This is a genomic window from Paenibacillus aurantiacus (assembly GCF_042431225.1).
Lineage (GTDB): Bacteria > Bacillota > Bacilli > Paenibacillales > Paenibacillaceae > Paenibacillus_Z > Paenibacillus_Z aurantiacus.
The window spans coordinates 214,132-229,336 of record NZ_JBHMDO010000003.1 but is presented as its reverse complement, the minus strand read 5'-3'; the positions used below and the strand labels follow the sequence as shown (position 1 = coordinate 229,336).

Genomic DNA, 15,205 nt, shown 5'->3' with positions numbered 1-15,205 from the left:
CTTTTTAGCATACGAGAATGAAACGGGTATTAAAGACACTACTTCGTTACCAGGGAATAGAGGAGCATTTCTAAAAGTTGTGGAGCAGGATGAATATGCTCACTTTTTCTTGTGTACCTTTTGGGATAACATGGAGTCGGTAATTAGTTACGCTGGTGAAAATCCTACAATAGCTGTTACTTATCCAAGAGATAAAGAATTAGGGTTAATATCCGACCCAATTGTAATCTTGCAAGAAGTAACAAACGCTAAAAACCCATTCCAGACAGATTAGCCTTTGTCTTAGAAATTATCCCAGACAGCAGCAGTCGGCCACGAAGGTCGGCTGCTTTTTTCGTTACGCTAACGGGCAGATTACTTCCAATGTATGGTAATATGGAGATACTCATAGCAAGAGGTGATCTTATGATTAATCTTTATCTCGATGACTTAAGAGACTGCCCAGAAGGTTTTATTGTGGCTAGAACTTTTGAAGAAGCAGTGCGAGTTTTTCAAGAACATACGATAAATTTACTGTCTCTTGATCATGACTTAGACGAGGACGAGCAAGGAAACGAATTGCCTAATGGATACGATTTCGTTAAGTATTTTTGTGAAAATGGTTTGAGGGCTAGTAAAATATACCTACACACTGACAATCCTGTGGGCCGAAAGAATATGTATGAAACATTACTAGCCGCGCAACGCAGAAATTTTATTGATGGCGATATTGAAATATTCCATAACTCGATTACACCAAACAAGTATTCAGGAGACTGATAAATGTGTTGCGTTAACGGGAGACGTTAAAGCAATACTCCGAGGGAGGCTTTTCATGAATTCATTGATAAGCTTTGATTTGAACAAGAATTTGCAGGAATTAGACGGTAATGATTGGGGAGAACCAAATTATAACTCGGGTTTAGTAGTCACGTGCCATGCTTTACGTACCAAGCCATTGAAAGACTTCACTGCAGCAGATCTAAGAATAATGATTGGACAACAAATAAATTCAGAGTACTTAATTCCCATGGCATTAGAACTCTTGGCAAAAGATCCATTTGTGAAGGGGGATTGCTATAAGGGCGATCTTTTGGCATCTGTTTTACAAACTGCATCAGATTTCTGGGATTTACATCCTGACCTGAATTACGAACTAGACAATATTATGATTGAAGTAGATTGCTTTATAGAGGTACTCTCTCCCTTAGCGGAAAACTATAACAAAGTAAGAGGGAATTGGGCTTAAAATGAAACAAATTCAAGTGATCTAATTTAACCACTGTTCAACTAACTGAGAACAATAGCTCAACTATCAACAACGGCAGCCTATCGGCTGTCGTTTTCGTTGCCATAAGCAGCGGCAGTCTTGGACGATGTAGTCTAAGGTTGCCGCTGTTTCTAATGGCGGGTATCGTTAAGAACTCGTGAAACATCTGCGGCTTCATCTGCGTTTATATTGGCAAAAAAAGGGTTGTTGTGGTACTGGGAGGAGTGCATATCATAGGGAAAAGAATGGCCGCTTGGGTCGTTGTTACATTTGCCGTAGCAACGATCGGCTGTGGACAGCACGAACCGTCACGTGGACAGCCAGTTGTTCGGACCGCTAAGTGTTTGGGAGATTCAAGGGAAAGTGATGGGGTATGCGAGTGGGGAGTAAGGGGGCGATGACATGGCGGGCAACATTCTCTATTTTTTCTATAGTGGTTTTGTGTTAGTTGCTTGGATGGCCATCCTGGTGATATTCGCCATGAAAAAAGACGTTGGTTCGATGAAGAAAGTTGTGCTTGTCACAACACCGCTGGTTGTTCTATGTGGGTTTTACTTCTGGAATGGGGAATTCAACAATGTTGTCAAAAGTTATATGTTCTCCAGCAAGGCTTTTGAATGCGACTACACAGCAGAACTGACGCACCTCTCAATCCCGCTTCCGAATAGAACAGTCTTTATGGGAAAAGAAAATGCCTGCTCGCCTTTTTACTTAACCTACGCGGACGAGAAAACCTTCACGGATTTCTATGAAGAAGAATTGGGGAAAATGAGAATCAACGAGGATATTCAAACCTTTCATCCCGTGGAACAAGGATTCATGATTGAGCTTAGTTCTGGATCTACGATCGATATTTTGCTGGACGAAGACGATCGGCTACTGTCGATTGACTACAAGCAGAAGTAATGAACAGTATTTGACTGCGCTAACGGGAGTGCACTTATCGTAGTTTGAATTTTTCAATAAAAGTAGATATCTGTCGTTTCAAACCTGTTCATAAGCTCATAAATTAACCATGAACAGGAGGTCATATTTATGACGAACAATAATTCGTTACTTTGTCAAAAGTTTGCAAGAGTTATCGGCGGTCAATCTGGTTTTGCCGGCGGGAAATGTGTGGCTACAATTTCACGAAACGAAATAAGAGCAACAATTTTAGGGAAAAAGTTCGGGGTCACATCTTCGTTCTCGTTCGAATCAAGAAACAATAATACAGGCAAAGCGCTGTGCTTAGGAAGAATCGCACTCCTGCAGATAGAAGTCGGGAGGTTCGTCTCCGCCATTCGTAATCAGGGAATAGAAGTTTCGTCTATACACAACGAATGGTTATTTGAAAATCCACGTTTGATTTATGTAAATATTGAAGCTGTTGAAAAACCTTTAATTTTCGCAAGAAAAGTAAGGAGGGCTCTAAATAGAGTCAAATAGCTTGTTTGTGTTAACAGAAACCCAAGCGTGGCGATGGAACAAACCCATCGCTTTTTTTATGCAGATTGCCGCGGCAGCTGCTTCTCTTGTCGGTTATTACACTAAACGAGCAGGAACAGGAAAATCGATAGTTGGTAACGAATACATAATTAATTTCCAGAAATAGGTTGATTGAAAGGATTCCAACATCGAGGATTGAATAAATCAAAAAAATAAAAGGAGCAGCTTCTACAATGGAGGATTTACAAAATTTTGTTTCAGATTATACGAAAGATAAGAAACGTTTAGAACTTGTTATCGGGATTATTAGAGAGGGAAAGATTGAATACTATTCATTTTGCAATGCTAAAAAGAAAAGCATGATCCCTCCTGAAAACAGGTTATTTGAAATCGGCTCCATCACCAAAGTTTTCACCTCCATACTATTACTAGCAATGGAACAGGAAAAACTGGTTTCCTCGGATGACATGGTTGGTCAGTACGTGCAAAACGTTGAAAACGTATATTTGAACAAGATTACCTTGAGAAGTCTTGCTACGCATACCTCAGGATTGCCTATACTGGCATCCAATCACGATTTGTCTAAAAATAGATCAAATCCTTATTCATTTTATACCGAGGAAGATTTAACTGCTTTTTTATCTCGTGCTGACTACACGGATCGCATGGGTTCGTTTGACTATTCCAATATCGGGCTGGGCATACTGGGAAACATTCTATGTAAGGTGTCCGGAAGTACGTATGACGAACTGTTAAAAAAATATATAACGAGTCCGTTAAAGTTGAATGAAACAGCCGTTAGGCTTGATTCCGAACAGAATGGCAGGTTTTTGAATGGACATGCTTCAACCGGGAAAAGAGTCCCTCATTGGGATCTTTCTGTTTATGAAGGAGCGGGGGGAATTAAGTCATCTGTTCGCGATTTGAGTTTATTTGTCCAAGCCAATCTACAGGATGATAATCCGATAGCCTCTACACTACAAAAAAGCCATCTTCCTTTATGGATCGGAAATTCGAACCGTTATTTTGGCTGGCATGAGGATAAACTTCTAGATAAATGCATCCTTTGGCATAACGGGGGCTCAGCTGGTTTTAATAGTTATCTGGCTTTGAATAAGGAACTTCGTGTAGGAATTGTATTACTATCCAATTATTCTTTTTTCTCGAATTCTCTTATGGATTATTATAAGGCTCAATTAATAAAATGGATGACTAAAAAAGAGCCTTCTCAAGGAACGATGATAGACGCTACAGGCATAAAAATATTTGAAGCAATCCTGCGGAGAGAAACGTCGTTGGATTAGCAATTCATAAGAAACGTCTCGAACCTTAACATGGTAATATGTAGTCATTACATTACCTCACATGGACGAAGGAGAACTCAAATGAGAAAGCTTGTGTTATTTTTGCATGCGTCGCTTGACGGTTTTGTAGAAGGGCCTAATGGCGCAATGGACATTGGCTGGGTTGCTTACGATGAGGCTCTAGCGAAACACGCGGCGCAAATTTTGAGTACGGTTGACACTGTGCTCTGGGGTAGGGACACTTATCAAATGATGTTCAACTATTGGCCCACCGTGCCGTCGGACCCCTCCAGTTCGCAGCATGAACTGGAGCATGCCGCATGGATTGAGCAAACCTCCAAAGTCGTTTTTTCCACGACGCTTGATAGCGTGGAATGGAACAATTCCAGACTGGTGAAAGAGAACGTCAAGGAAGAAATCCTGAATTTGAAGGAGCAGCCAGGAAAGGATATTGTCATCCTCGGAAGTCCCCGATTTGCGCACCACGTGATGAGTCTTGGTCTAATCGATGAGTACAAAATCACGGTGTCTCCTGTCCTGATCGGCAGCGGACTGCCGTTGTTTCAAGGGCTTCAAGAGAAGACCAATCTTAAGCTTATCGAAAATAAAACGTTCGATTCCGGCGCCATTGGTCTCCATTACCAGACGGTTAGATGACCTTGCCTCGTAAAGGAGTACCCCTTACCCAACGGGGCTGTACGAACGGGGATCGTTAGTTCAATAAGGTATCGCGGCGGCAGCCCATTCGATCGGCTGCTTCGTATTATTAGGTCAACCAGAGATTTCTGGTTGGCCTATTTTTATCGGCATCCTACGTTGGGTCCCCCCGCATCGCAAGCAAAGCGATGTGTTTGGAAGCCACGTTGGGATTGCGGTGACGACAAGGATATTTCGGTCGTTGCTGGAACTTTATACCATTGGGGTGCGTCTAGACCATAGAACCGTTTGAAGGTTAACCATTACGTTGGAGGTAATCCCTATGAATAATAAGCTTATCCTTGCGATCGTGACGGCATTAACGCTCATTGCACCAGCATCATCCTCCGTGCAAGCCTCTTCGCCCGCAGCGGTAGAAAGCGATTCAAGCCGTACAGAAGCCAGTGCTAACTCCGGAATGGACGCCGATGTAGAAAAACAGGTGATGGCTGCCGTTGAAGCAAATTCCGACCGAGAATCTCAGTCCGACTTCAATGTGGTCATGGACAATGAGAAAGAAATCATCGTGGAAGGGAAATTAAAGGGGCTGTCGGCACAATATAGCGTCACTTACGACAAAGTAAACCAACGCGTCTCCCAGACCACGATTTATTATAAATATGCGGATATGACCCAAGTAATGGATGCCGCATTAGTGGGCAAAATCGCTAAATTCAGTGAAGCGTTCAGCGCGATGAAGCACCCGTTCACATTCGATACGCTGTGGCGGGTTAACTCCCCTTATCAAGATAATAAACCAAGCAATTATTGGGTATTCTTCGGGCATGACCAATCGCTATACGTCGATCTGGACCAACATAACCGCTTGAAAGCCAGTATAACAGTGCCGATCAACCAGCTCGAACCGAAGCTTGTCAATCTGGCGAACAATGCCTTCAAGCAACTAAAAGGGCCGTTCCCGACTGCGGCGACCTACGCTGCATTAACCAAAGAAGAGGCTGCATCGGGACTTACGTGGTATATCTATGACCGCTATGATAACAGCCATGTTACGATCGGCGCAAAGACGAATAAAGTGTTAGAGGTTGTGCAGCCCGGTGCGGATTGGGCGAATGAGGCGGATTTTAACAAATCGTTTGCCAAAGCCAAATATACGTCAAGTAAAGCGATTGCAGTCGCAAAACCGGCTGTCAAATCACTGTTCAACGTAAACCTCTCCGGGTATTCCGTGAAGGTGAAGCAGAACGTGTATACCTTCGCGAAAAAAGGGATGCCGACAATAATCGGCAAGATTAATAAGAAAGGCGAATTCTACAGCATGCGGGCCATCCCGGTCAATGGTTTACTCGAATAGACATCGGCTAGGCAAATCGACGGACGATTGCTGCGTCTTATAGGCGGATCGCGTTCAACCTAACGGGTAACGTTCGATCGGAGATCCAGAAGGGAAGGAGTAATCCCGGTGTCATGGATAGTGCTGTTATTGATAGCCGTAATAATTAGAATACAAATTCGTCTTAACAATTTGGAAAAAGAAGTGAAGCGAATAAAAGGTGAACGGGAAATAGATTAACTTGCGGATGTAAATTTAGTCTGCCTGACGAGAGGTATCGAGGATATGAGAATGAAACGGATGTATATGCTCGGCCTGGCGGCGCTGCTCGCCGTCGGAGTTCCAACCGGGACGGCCGGAACCGCGCAGGCGGCTGAGGCGGCAGCGCCAACGGCAGCCAATATGCCGGCAGCGGCCGAAGATGATACCGTCGACGTGCCGGTGTCATCCGCACGGCCATCGGCCATTCAAGCGTCTGCGGTCCAGTGGGTCCAAATGGGGCAGTCCGATATGGCGTTTGTGCCACTGTTTGGCTCGCGCGCCGCGGATCAAGACGCTATTGCGAAAACGGTGACCATCGTGAACCGTCTGCTTAAGAACGCAAAGCCGACGACGAAGCTATTGGTCGGAGAGAACGTCTATTTCGCCAATAGTCTCGTTATGAAGCTAACCGATGGCACCGATATCAACTTCCAATTCAATGAGTCGCAGGACGTCTACATCCTTATCGGCAAAGATAAATATATCGCCCAGGATACTACGGCCATCAAGGAGTTTTTCGCTTTGCTGGCGGTACCTCCGCAGACAGATATCAGCACACTCAAGCCGGCCATCGGACAGACGGTTGGTGTTACGGGCAGTGTCGTAAGCCATGAAGGAACGATTCGAATCTTCGTGCAGACGTCCGATATATCCGGTGGCTATAGGTCAGCAAAAGGCGTGAGTTATCCGAACAAAAGAGCACTGCTTGTCTTTACTGCACCTTACAGCGAAGCACGTTACAATTTTCAATTCACGATGCCGGCCTACGGCGAAGCGTTCGACGGCACCTTTAAGCCGATCACACCTGGCGCTTATAACCTCTACATCGACACCGGTTGGAGTCAATCCTCCCAGCGCGTTACGGTCGCTCCTCCAGCCGCTCCTACGCTGGCCATCAACGGTGTCGCGGTGAACGATCCCGCGCTTGCGCCGATCGTCTCGAAGGGCGTTATGCTGCTGCCGATGCGCGCGCTTGCGGAATCGTTCGGCTGGTACGTGAGATGGGATGATGCGCATAAAGCCGCATTCGTTTCAACGCAGCCTGATACGCAGCAAATCAACCCGGGAAGCAGCGGAATGCTGTCGCTATGGGTGAACGGCAAGCAGCTTACCGGCGCGAACGCCAAGCCGGTGATCCAGACGGGACGCGTCTATTTGCCGCTTCGCGCGACGTCGGAAGCTTTCGGCTTTCAACTGACGTGGACGCCAAGCGTGCGCGGCACGCTGCTCGTCTTCAAGCCGCAGCTGCTCGATGAAGGCGCGTACGCAGGAGAAGTGGAGAGGTTGGCCGCCGCGAAGCTGCTGAACGGCTATGTAAACGCCATGAACAGTAGCGATGCTGTTGCGCTCGGCCGAATGTTCGTGAAGGACCGCACACCGGCGCAGTCGTTCGAGACGATTGGCCAGCGGCTCATTACGGGCATCCGCTCCGTGACGTTCGAAGAGCGTCCCGGCGGCGCACTGCTGGCGTACGTGACGTTCAGCTACCTGTTCGATCCGTACGGAAATAAGTCAGGCACGCGAGGAATCGTGTTCATGCAGGAAAATGGCGCATGGAAGATCACGGACGTCGACTGAATGGATAACTAACAACCTTGCTAATCATCGGCTATTGGAATGCTGCGGCAGTTGCATGGGCAGAAGTTTGGTTTGGAATTACGAATTGCAGATGATGCTAATATAGCGGTTCGTGCACATAAGGCTCTTTGCGAAAGTCTGGCACGATGGAAGTTACAGTGAAGTTAGCGGTGAACATCAATCAATCAAATAAGGTTGCCGACATATGATCGGCAACCTTTTTAGTTCTAGATATACATTCTAGCTACAACGATCCGGGATTTGGCTATCCTGCCATTCATCAAATTTCCATATACTATTGTTGCACAACAAATGGGGAGGAAATCTGATGAATCGTGGCGGATGGAACGCGGAAAGAATTACAGATCAAGCTGGGAAAATTATTGTCATTACAGGCGCCAGCAGCGGGCTTGGACTTGAAGCATCGACGGTTCTAAGCGCCAAAGGCGCAAAAGTGATCATGGCCGTTCGTAATCTTGAAAAAGGGAAAGTGGCCGTCTCGAAGATCATGAACAACAATAAAAACGCGCATGTGGAATTGATGCAAGTGGACTTGTCCGATTTTAACGCCATTCATGCGTTTTCGAAAGAATTTCACGCGAAATATACCAATTTACATATTTTAATCAATAATGCTGGTATCATGTATCCTAAACGCAGGGAAATAACAAAACAAGGCTATGAATCTCATTGGGGCACGAATCATTTGGGACATTTTTTATTGACGGGCTTAATGCTGGACTCCTTAAGCGAACACCTCGATCCAGAGTGGTGACCCAAAGCAGCGCTCTCCATAAATATGGGGGCGACATCCATTGGGATGATCTGAACGGGGAAAAGACGTACGGCAAAGCCAAGGCGTATGCGCAAAGTAAACTAGCCAATCTGTTGTTCACTTATGAATTAGACCGACGGTTCAAACTTCATCAACAAGATAGCATGGCTACAGCAGCGCATCCTGGTTATACGGCTACCGATCTTCAACGATCACAAGGGTGGCTGGTGGCTCTGGCTAACAAATTTGTCGCGCAAAAAATTGAAATAGGCGCTTTGCCTGTCTTACGAGCAGCAACAGAAGAGAATTTAGTAGGGTCTGAATATTTTGGGCCAACGAAATGGTTGGAGACGCGCGGCTACCCTGAGAAAGTGAAGTCAAGTGACAAATCATACGACGCTCAGCTGGCTAAGCGGCTGTGGGAAGTTTCGGAACAACTAGTGGGGTTTACATACAATTTCTAATTAGGGCTGCTCGAGTTTGGGGATGGAGGAGGAACGATTCCACATATCCGCTATGATTCCGTAAGAATCTCGTTTGATTTTTTTAATATTTCATTCAAGAGAAATGTCAAAAACAAAATTAGATATGGTCAAAACTATTACGATTTCGATGAGGGTATGATGGCCTTGATGTCACCTGGTCAAATCGTTGTTTTCGATCATCTGGATAGTACGGAAGCTGCTGGTTGGTGGCTGTTTTTTCATCCCGATTTTATAAGGAACTATCCGCTAGGTAAGAAGATTAAAGAGTATGGTTTCTTCTCCTACGAAGTAAACGAGGCGTTACATCTATCCGATCATGAGGAGAAAATGATTGCGGATCTGATCGATAATATTCAGCGCGAATACCATTCGCCAATTGATCTGTACAGTCAAGATGTGATGGTTTCCTATCTGGATGTGCTGCTCAATTACACCAATCGATTTTATAACAGACAGTTTATCACTCGTAAGAGCGCAAGCATGGATCTGTTGGTACAAATAGACGACCTGTTAACAGAATATTTCAATGGAGATTCGGTGCAGCAAAGAAGACTGCCGACGGTCCAATATCTCTCCGGCAAACTGAACGTATCTCCTAACTATTTAAGCGATATGCTGCGCAAAACGACGGGACAGAGCGCACAGAAGCATATTCACAATAAGCTAATTGAGCAGGCGAAGGATTACTTGGTCACGTCAACCTTGACGGTTAGTGAAATTGCATATCTGATGGGGTTTGAACATCCGCAATCGTTTAGCAAGCTGTTTAAAAGCAAAACCAATCAATCTCCAATGGATTATAGAAACTCGTTTCATTAAAATTGGCGAACGTGAAATAGCTCACATCCACGCTCAGCTTCTTACTTGGACTCGATGCGGCCTATCGGGATGGAGCTCTCTTCCAGGGCTGTGCGAGCTGCTGGCCAGCCCCGGCAACGTTTAACACTTTGTTTGAAAATTTGCTTTTCCTTCCAAGGTTGCATGCAGCAATTTTTTCGATTTTCTCAATCGCTTCTGGATCTCTTCAATTTCTTTGATTTTCTGTTCGACTATTTTTTTCTTCGCCTCTTCGGATAGATTAAGTTGTTGATTGACAAGTAAACTTAACTCTTCCACAGAAAAGCCTACGGATAAAAGCATCTTCACATCTTCTAGAAATTCAACAATCTCTCCAGCGTAAATCCGATAATTATTTGCATCTCTTTGAACAAATGTGTCCGGAATTAAGTTTTTGCGTTCATAGAATCTCAATGTTGATATAGGTAGTCCCGTTAATCTTGACACATCATTTATTCTCATCCTATGGCCTCGCTTTATTTGTTTGCTATAAACTTCGGTTCATAGTTCATAATGCGAGTATGATAACGAACGACATCCATAATGTCAAAAAAATCTTAAGTTATCAAAAGGAGAGATTCTATGTTTAACCATATTGCAAATAACGATTTCGCCAGTATCGTCCAGGGACGACGTTCTGTGCGTAATTATGACGAGAACGTAAAAATATCGAAGGAAGAGATGAGCGAGATTATTACGGAAGCCAGTTTGGCTCCGTCCTCTGCCAATATGCAGCCTTGGCGGGTCATTGTGGTTGATTCTCCGGAAGGAAAAGAGAAACTAAGACCTCTTGTGCGATTCAACACCTTACAGAACGATACTTCATCTGCCATGTTATTAATTTTTGGCGATACCGAAAGCTATTTACATGTTGAGGAAATTTACAATACAGCCGTGGAACAAGGAAAAATGCCAGCCGAAGTACGAGATCGTCAACTCGAAACGATTCTATCGATGTATCCAACGCTGCCAAAAGAATTGAAGGTTGAAATTGCAAAGGTCGATAGCAGCCTATTTGCCATGCAGCTCATGTTAGTGGCTCGTGCGCATGGGTATGATACGAATCCAATGGCAGGCTTTGAAGTTGATCAGGTAGCCACAGCATTTGGTTTAGATGAAGAACGCTATGCTCCAGTCATGATGATTTCCATAGGAAAAGCCAAGGAGGAAGGGCACGAATCCGTCCGATTAAGTTCGGTCAAGATTACTTTTTGGAGATAACCATTTATCTGACAAACTGACATCCATCCCCAACATCTGGGGATGGATGTTTCTTGTTTATACGTTCGAGTTTACTCGAGAGGAGCAATCCGAATGTACTAGCAGTAGAAATTGTGACTTACTCCTTTAGCATATATACTTTACCAGTATGTCTTCCTAAGGTATTCTGGTCTACAAAGCACTTGCGTATAAAGGAGAATATAATGAATGCCAAGCACCGCAAAGTTATTTTGGTTATAACCCTGTGCTATACAGTCTTGATTTTTTATTTTATGTTTCTTGCTTTCGGCAGAGCAGCAACCGTAGATCGGGTGACAGGGTATAGCTTTCTATTTTTACCGGATGCTTTTTTTAGGCTGCCGGGTCTATCGGATCTTCTACATCCTACGCTGATGGATGTTTGGGCTCTTGGGAACATTGCCGCCTTTATCCCTTTCGGCGTCTTGATCCCGTTGTTGTATCGAACAGGCTTCTTTCGATATATGATCCTTTTTATCCTATGTATCCTTGTACTTGAGACCGTTCAGGCGCTTACGTTGCTCGGCAGCTTCGATATAAACGACGTTATTCAAAACTCATTGGGGGCAGCAGTCGGATTCGGGGCGTTTAGATTCGGATATCGTACAAAAAAAGTCTGGAGAAACATAGCCGCTACGTGCATCGCCGCCATCGTCCTGATGATCGGGATTTGGGGAAGCTTCGGGATCGTCGACAAAGCGTTCACTAAAGAACTAGGCCCCTTCATTGCGTTAAACGAGCTGAAAAACAGCGGTATAAATTCATCGGGAACACAGCGAGACAGCTTCCGAATTGGTGGACAAAACGTAGAGCCCCAATATAATGCATATAGCACCGAAGGCCAACAAACCTTGACTTACACCTATACGTTAGGCAAAAAGGAGCTATTTCTCTACTTGAATTTTGGGATTCCCAATCAGGAGGATGCTAATGGGAGTATAAGCATCTCCGCCGATGGTCAGGAGTATCTGTCTACGTCCGCAGAAGAGCCAAGCGATGAACCGGGGATGTCCTCCATTTATCTTCAAGGGGCCAATGAGCTCACGATCACCCTGGAGGGGAATGTGAGAATATGGGATGTGGGATTTAGGGAGATGAGGTACACCTGGAATTGGTAAAGGGGATCATAGGAGATTAGGCTAACGAGGAACGATAGTTGAACCAAACCAGGGAAATTCCAAACATTTGAATTCCATTGACGAATTCATTACCTCTACTTCCATATAATCCCAAAGATACGGGGAAGCAGTGGAAAGTTCGTCCAGGGATTGGTGGTACTGTAGAAATCGATGGGCCGTGCGGAGTAGATTTTTCTTTCTCGGAGAAGGTTTGCTATTTTCATCATAATATAAGATGGAGAAATTTTCTTCTGGATGAGAAGCTGCAGCATTATTTGAGGAAAGTCACCTTGGATCTAGCCAAGTATTTTTCATCAAGCTATGCTATTTATGCTCCAGATAGCGGCTTTAAAGAATCAGCGATCTTAGACTTTATTTGGGAAGATGAAAATAAAGACATCGATTATATTAAGAACTGGCTTCTTGAACGATGCGGAACGCCAAAGTCAAATATAATTGATATTTATAAAGAATATGATGATTACTGGGATTCTGAGGGTTACTTTGTAGATTACTTTAATGATCTTAAGTAGAAGATTTCATGAAGCTATCGGAGAATGTTAGTTGAAACAACAGCGGCCCGGTATGACCAAATAATAGGGGGATGAGGAATGAGCAATAACCAAATCGGATGTGACCCGGTGAAAATTGCATTATTAGTTGTCGATATGCAGTGTTTCATCCTGCAGAATCACCCTGTGGCTCAGGCTTGTAAGACGATTAATCGGACAGCCCAGACGCTGCGTGCCAATGGCCATGTTGTCATCCATATCCAAGACATGGCGGAGGCAGATACGGTGAAGGAAGAGCTGCTGGGGTTCATACCGGAGATTGAAGTCAAGAACGAGGATCTCGTCGTCCAGAAGAATTTCTTCAACGCATTCTGGAAGACTGAATTAGAACAATTACTGCATGATCATCAGGTCGGTCTTGTCGTAGTAGCCGGCTATGACGCCGGTAATTGTGTCTTATTCACTTACAATGGCGCGATTGAACGCGGATTTCAAACGGCGATCCTGCAGCACGGAATACTGAGTTCTCGTGAGGATCTGGTTACCCTTACGTACCGCGACCGCAATATTGTTTCCTATCCGGTATTGGCAAATATTCGGAGGGTAGGCCAATAATAAAGGACCGCCGTTGGGCGGTCCGTACTATTTCTCAATGTAACACGAACCTTCTCGCTTACACCTCGGAAGAGGCTAGCAGGTCATACTTGAATCGAAGCAGTTCGAGCGCGCGGCGGACGTCCGTCTCGGTGTGCAGATAAACCGAAACCCAGTTCGATTCTGGCAGCACGTGATGCGGTACGGCTTTGCCGAGTTTGATCGCTTCGTCGCGGATTGTCTTCGGCAGCGTCAGATCAACGAGCGACCGGCCGTGCATATGCCCGATTTCCTTCCCGTTCACGACAAATTCCGTCCCGCCGAACCGGTGCGGCCGAAGCGATACGCCGTGCCAGGAGCGAACCGTTTCGAACAGCGCCGTTCCATCCGTTATCGCCATGCTCCTCACCTCCCATCTCCCGACAACTGCCGCTCAGCAAGCCGGCGCCGCCGGAACTGCATCCGGTAATATACCAGCAATCCCGCATGAAGTAGAAGGAAAGCCAAGAATATGTTGGTGAATATTCCGACGTTCGCGCTGGTGGCGGACGAATTCCAACCGGGCACATCCATCTCGAGCAGCAAGCTGTAGACGCTCGCGGCCATGCCGCCGACGATAAAATTTATTAATGAAAAGAGTCCCATGCCCACGCCGGCTTGCTCTTTCGACAGCGTCTTAGAGAGCGAGTTGGAGACGGCGACTTGGATGAACGTCTGGCCGACGTTGCCGAAGATAAGAAACAACGGAATCGTCCAAACGGGCGCCATGCCGGACAACGCGGTAAGCAGCGCGAAACAGAGCATCAGCAGCCCGGATGCGATCGTGTACAAGACGGTGTCCCCCCTCCGGTCTGCCAACTTTCCGCCGACGCGGCTCAGCGCTGACGAAGCGACGGCGCCAGGCACGAGCGCAAAACCGATCCATTCGGAGTCAAGCCCGTAGACGTCGGCGAGCAGCACGGGAGGCAATAACGCCATGCCGGTCGAAATGAAGGATATAAGGGCAACTATTGCCAGACCGCTTGAGTAGTTCCGGTTCCGGAACACTGCCAGCTGCACGAACGGTTCGGAAGCTGTCGCAAGACGCCAAACGAGCAGGGCTAACGTCAGGGCCGCCCCCGCGAATAACCACACTGACAAATAAGTCGCGCCCAGCAGCGCAAACGCAACTGCGGCGGCAAGAAGCGCAGCCCCGGGCCAATCGAGCTTTCCGGGGTTCGGGGCGGGTTCGTCATTTACATATTTTCGGAAGAACGGCACCAACGCCAAGACGAGGACGGGCGGAACGAACAACCAGCGCCAATCCAGGGCAGCGAGCAGCAGTGCGGCCGCGGCTGGTCCGAGGGCAGTTCCGAGTGCCAAGCCGGCGGCGGTCATGCTCATCGCTGCGCCTCGCCGTTCCGGTGGGAAGTAACGGATCGGAATGAGCATCGCCGCCGCCGGGACAACCGACGCGCCGGACGCCTGCAGTAGACGGCCGGCTAGCGCTTGCCAGAACGCCGTCGACGCGAAACCAATCATCGAGCCGATGGCGAACGCGATCAACCCAAACGTGATCAAATTTTTCAGATGGTATCGGTTCGCCAGCTTCCCGTAGACGACACTTCCGATCGCATAAACGAGAAGATAGCCGGAAGATAGCCAGCTCGCCTGTGCCAAGTCGATCTGAAATTCCGCTCTCAGTTCCGGCAGCACGATGTTAAACGTGAGCACGCTCATCGCGCTGAAGACGGCGGTGAACAGCATGGCGCGCATGATGCGGCGGTCTGCAAGTTCTTTGGATGAAATCTGCATGTGAACAACATCCTTTCATCTCATTGTATGCAAGTGCTTGC

19 protein-coding genes are annotated in these 15,205 nt (G+C 46.3%); 16 read left to right on the top strand and 3 right to left on the bottom strand.

Going from position 1 to position 15,205, the window contains the following annotated elements; all coding sequences use genetic code 11:
- The first annotated feature begins 79 nt into the window (after positions 1–79).
- The 12 genes from ACFFSY_RS01935 to ACFFSY_RS01880 all read left to right on the top strand — a co-directional run bounded on the left by ACFFSY_RS01935 (position 80) and on the right by ACFFSY_RS01880 (position 9,889).
- Positions 80–274, top strand: a complete 195-nt coding sequence (locus ACFFSY_RS01935) for a hypothetical protein (RefSeq protein ID WP_377489071.1) — start codon at positions 80–82, stop codon at positions 272–274.
- A gap of 131 nt (positions 275–405) precedes the next feature.
- Positions 406–759 carry a cyclic-phosphate processing receiver domain-containing protein gene (locus ACFFSY_RS01930; RefSeq protein WP_377489068.1) on the top strand — a complete coding sequence of 118 codons (354 nt, stop codon included), beginning with the start codon at positions 406–408 and terminating at the stop codon, positions 757–759.
- Between the two features lie 55 nt (positions 760–814).
- The gene (locus ACFFSY_RS01925) at positions 815–1,228 is read left to right on the top strand and encodes a contact-dependent growth inhibition system immunity protein (RefSeq protein WP_377489065.1); all 414 of its coding nucleotides are present in this window, start codon (positions 815–817) and stop codon (positions 1,226–1,228) included.
- A gap of 423 nt (positions 1,229–1,651) precedes the next feature.
- Positions 1,652–2,155: a hypothetical protein gene (locus ACFFSY_RS01920; RefSeq protein ID WP_377489062.1), complete on the top strand. Its 504-nt coding sequence runs from the start codon at positions 1,652–1,654 to the stop codon at positions 2,153–2,155.
- A gap of 129 nt (positions 2,156–2,284) precedes the next feature.
- The gene (locus ACFFSY_RS01915; RefSeq protein ID WP_377489060.1) at positions 2,285–2,677 is read left to right on the top strand and encodes a DUF1259 domain-containing protein; all 393 of its coding nucleotides are present in this window, start codon (positions 2,285–2,287) and stop codon (positions 2,675–2,677) included.
- Between the two features lie 233 nt (positions 2,678–2,910).
- Complete coding sequence (locus ACFFSY_RS01910; protein WP_377489057.1) at positions 2,911–3,981, top strand: serine hydrolase domain-containing protein; 1,071 nt, start codon at positions 2,911–2,913, stop codon at positions 3,979–3,981.
- A gap of 81 nt (positions 3,982–4,062) precedes the next feature.
- The gene (locus tag ACFFSY_RS01905) at positions 4,063–4,638 is read left to right on the top strand and encodes a dihydrofolate reductase family protein (protein WP_377489054.1); all 576 of its coding nucleotides are present in this window, start codon (positions 4,063–4,065) and stop codon (positions 4,636–4,638) included.
- A 322-nt stretch (positions 4,639–4,960) separates the two neighbouring features.
- On the top strand, positions 4,961–5,992 hold the full coding sequence (locus tag ACFFSY_RS01900; RefSeq protein WP_377489051.1) for a hypothetical protein: 1,032 nt from the start codon (positions 4,961–4,963) through the stop codon (positions 5,990–5,992).
- 264 nt (positions 5,993–6,256) lie between these two features.
- Positions 6,257–7,810, top strand: a complete 1,554-nt coding sequence (locus ACFFSY_RS01895; protein ID WP_377489048.1) for a stalk domain-containing protein — start codon at positions 6,257–6,259, stop codon at positions 7,808–7,810.
- Between the two features lie 328 nt (positions 7,811–8,138).
- Positions 8,139–8,585: an SDR family NAD(P)-dependent oxidoreductase gene (locus ACFFSY_RS01890; RefSeq protein WP_377489045.1), complete on the top strand. Its 447-nt coding sequence runs from the start codon at positions 8,139–8,141 to the stop codon at positions 8,583–8,585.
- Entirely contained in the window at positions 8,582–9,049 is a 468-nt protein-coding gene (locus tag ACFFSY_RS01885; protein ID WP_377489042.1) for an SDR family NAD(P)-dependent oxidoreductase, read from the top strand. The genes ACFFSY_RS01890 and ACFFSY_RS01885 overlap by 4 nt, the downstream gene beginning before the upstream one ends.
- 156 nt (positions 9,050–9,205) lie before the next feature.
- On the top strand, positions 9,206–9,889 hold the full coding sequence (locus ACFFSY_RS01880) for a helix-turn-helix domain-containing protein (protein WP_377489039.1): 684 nt from the start codon (positions 9,206–9,208) through the stop codon (positions 9,887–9,889).
- Between the two features lie 120 nt (positions 9,890–10,009).
- Here ACFFSY_RS01880 and ACFFSY_RS01875 read toward each other — a convergent pair whose 3' ends face one another.
- Positions 10,010–10,369: a MerR family DNA-binding transcriptional regulator gene (locus ACFFSY_RS01875; protein ID WP_377489036.1), complete on the bottom strand. Its 360-nt coding sequence runs from the start codon at positions 10,367–10,369 to the stop codon at positions 10,010–10,012.
- Positions 10,370–10,489: 120 nt separating this feature from the next.
- On the opposite strand from ACFFSY_RS01875, the gene ACFFSY_RS01870 reads away from it, so the two are divergent.
- From ACFFSY_RS01870 to ACFFSY_RS01855, 4 genes are all read left to right on the top strand, one after another.
- Entirely contained in the window at positions 10,490–11,128 is a 639-nt protein-coding gene (locus ACFFSY_RS01870) for a nitroreductase family protein (protein WP_377489033.1), read from the top strand.
- A 203-nt stretch (positions 11,129–11,331) separates the two neighbouring features.
- Positions 11,332–12,264: a VanZ family protein gene (locus ACFFSY_RS01865; RefSeq protein ID WP_377489030.1), complete on the top strand. Its 933-nt coding sequence runs from the start codon at positions 11,332–11,334 to the stop codon at positions 12,262–12,264.
- A 77-nt stretch (positions 12,265–12,341) separates the two neighbouring features.
- Positions 12,342–12,797, top strand: a complete 456-nt coding sequence (locus ACFFSY_RS01860) for a hypothetical protein (RefSeq protein WP_377489027.1) — start codon at positions 12,342–12,344, stop codon at positions 12,795–12,797.
- A 78-nt stretch (positions 12,798–12,875) separates the two neighbouring features.
- On the top strand, positions 12,876–13,391 hold the full coding sequence (locus ACFFSY_RS01855; RefSeq protein ID WP_377489024.1) for a cysteine hydrolase family protein: 516 nt from the start codon (positions 12,876–12,878) through the stop codon (positions 13,389–13,391).
- 58 nt (positions 13,392–13,449) lie between these two features.
- Here the strand turns inward: ACFFSY_RS01855 and ACFFSY_RS01850 are convergent, their stop codons facing one another.
- Positions 13,450–13,770 carry a luciferase domain-containing protein gene (locus tag ACFFSY_RS01850; protein WP_377489021.1) on the bottom strand — a complete coding sequence of 107 codons (321 nt, stop codon included), beginning with the start codon at positions 13,768–13,770 and terminating at the stop codon, positions 13,450–13,452.
- Positions 13,771–13,775: 5 nt separating this feature from the next.
- Positions 13,776–15,164, bottom strand: a complete 1,389-nt coding sequence (locus ACFFSY_RS01845) for an MFS transporter (RefSeq protein WP_377489018.1) — start codon at positions 15,162–15,164, stop codon at positions 13,776–13,778.
- Between the last annotated feature and the right edge of the window lie 41 nt (positions 15,165–15,205).

Bases quoted from the DNA above. Each gene is read 5' to 3' on its own strand.
- ACFFSY_RS01865 (WP_377489030.1), top strand. From the start codon at position 11,332: ATGAATGCCAAGCACCGCAAAGTTATTTTGGTTATAACCCTGTGCTAT.
- ACFFSY_RS01850 (WP_377489021.1), bottom strand. From the start codon at position 13,770: ATGGCGATAACGGATGGAACGGCGCTGTTCGAAACGGTTCGCTCCTGG.
- ACFFSY_RS01920 (WP_377489062.1), top strand. From the start codon at position 1,652: ATGGCGGGCAACATTCTCTATTTTTTCTATAGTGGTTTTGTGTTAGTT.
- ACFFSY_RS01910 (WP_377489057.1), top strand. From the start codon at position 2,911: ATGGAGGATTTACAAAATTTTGTTTCAGATTATACGAAAGATAAGAAA.
- ACFFSY_RS01900 (WP_377489051.1), top strand. From the start codon at position 4,961: ATGAATAATAAGCTTATCCTTGCGATCGTGACGGCATTAACGCTCATT.
- ACFFSY_RS01895 (WP_377489048.1), top strand. From the start codon at position 6,257: ATGAGAATGAAACGGATGTATATGCTCGGCCTGGCGGCGCTGCTCGCC.
- ACFFSY_RS01925 (WP_377489065.1), top strand. From the start codon at position 815: ATGAATTCATTGATAAGCTTTGATTTGAACAAGAATTTGCAGGAATTA.
- ACFFSY_RS01875 (WP_377489036.1), bottom strand. From the start codon at position 10,369: ATGAGAATAAATGATGTGTCAAGATTAACGGGACTACCTATATCAACA.
- ACFFSY_RS01930 (WP_377489068.1), top strand. From the start codon at position 406: ATGATTAATCTTTATCTCGATGACTTAAGAGACTGCCCAGAAGGTTTT.
- ACFFSY_RS01855 (WP_377489024.1), top strand. From the start codon at position 12,876: ATGAGCAATAACCAAATCGGATGTGACCCGGTGAAAATTGCATTATTA.
- ACFFSY_RS01845 (WP_377489018.1), bottom strand. From the start codon at position 15,164: ATGCAGATTTCATCCAAAGAACTTGCAGACCGCCGCATCATGCGCGCC.
- ACFFSY_RS01905 (WP_377489054.1), top strand. From the start codon at position 4,063: ATGAGAAAGCTTGTGTTATTTTTGCATGCGTCGCTTGACGGTTTTGTA.
- ACFFSY_RS01870 (WP_377489033.1), top strand. From the start codon at position 10,490: ATGTTTAACCATATTGCAAATAACGATTTCGCCAGTATCGTCCAGGGA.
- ACFFSY_RS01880 (WP_377489039.1), top strand. From the start codon at position 9,206: ATGATGGCCTTGATGTCACCTGGTCAAATCGTTGTTTTCGATCATCTG.
- ACFFSY_RS01890 (WP_377489045.1), top strand. From the start codon at position 8,139: ATGAATCGTGGCGGATGGAACGCGGAAAGAATTACAGATCAAGCTGGG.
- ACFFSY_RS01915 (WP_377489060.1), top strand. From the start codon at position 2,285: ATGACGAACAATAATTCGTTACTTTGTCAAAAGTTTGCAAGAGTTATC.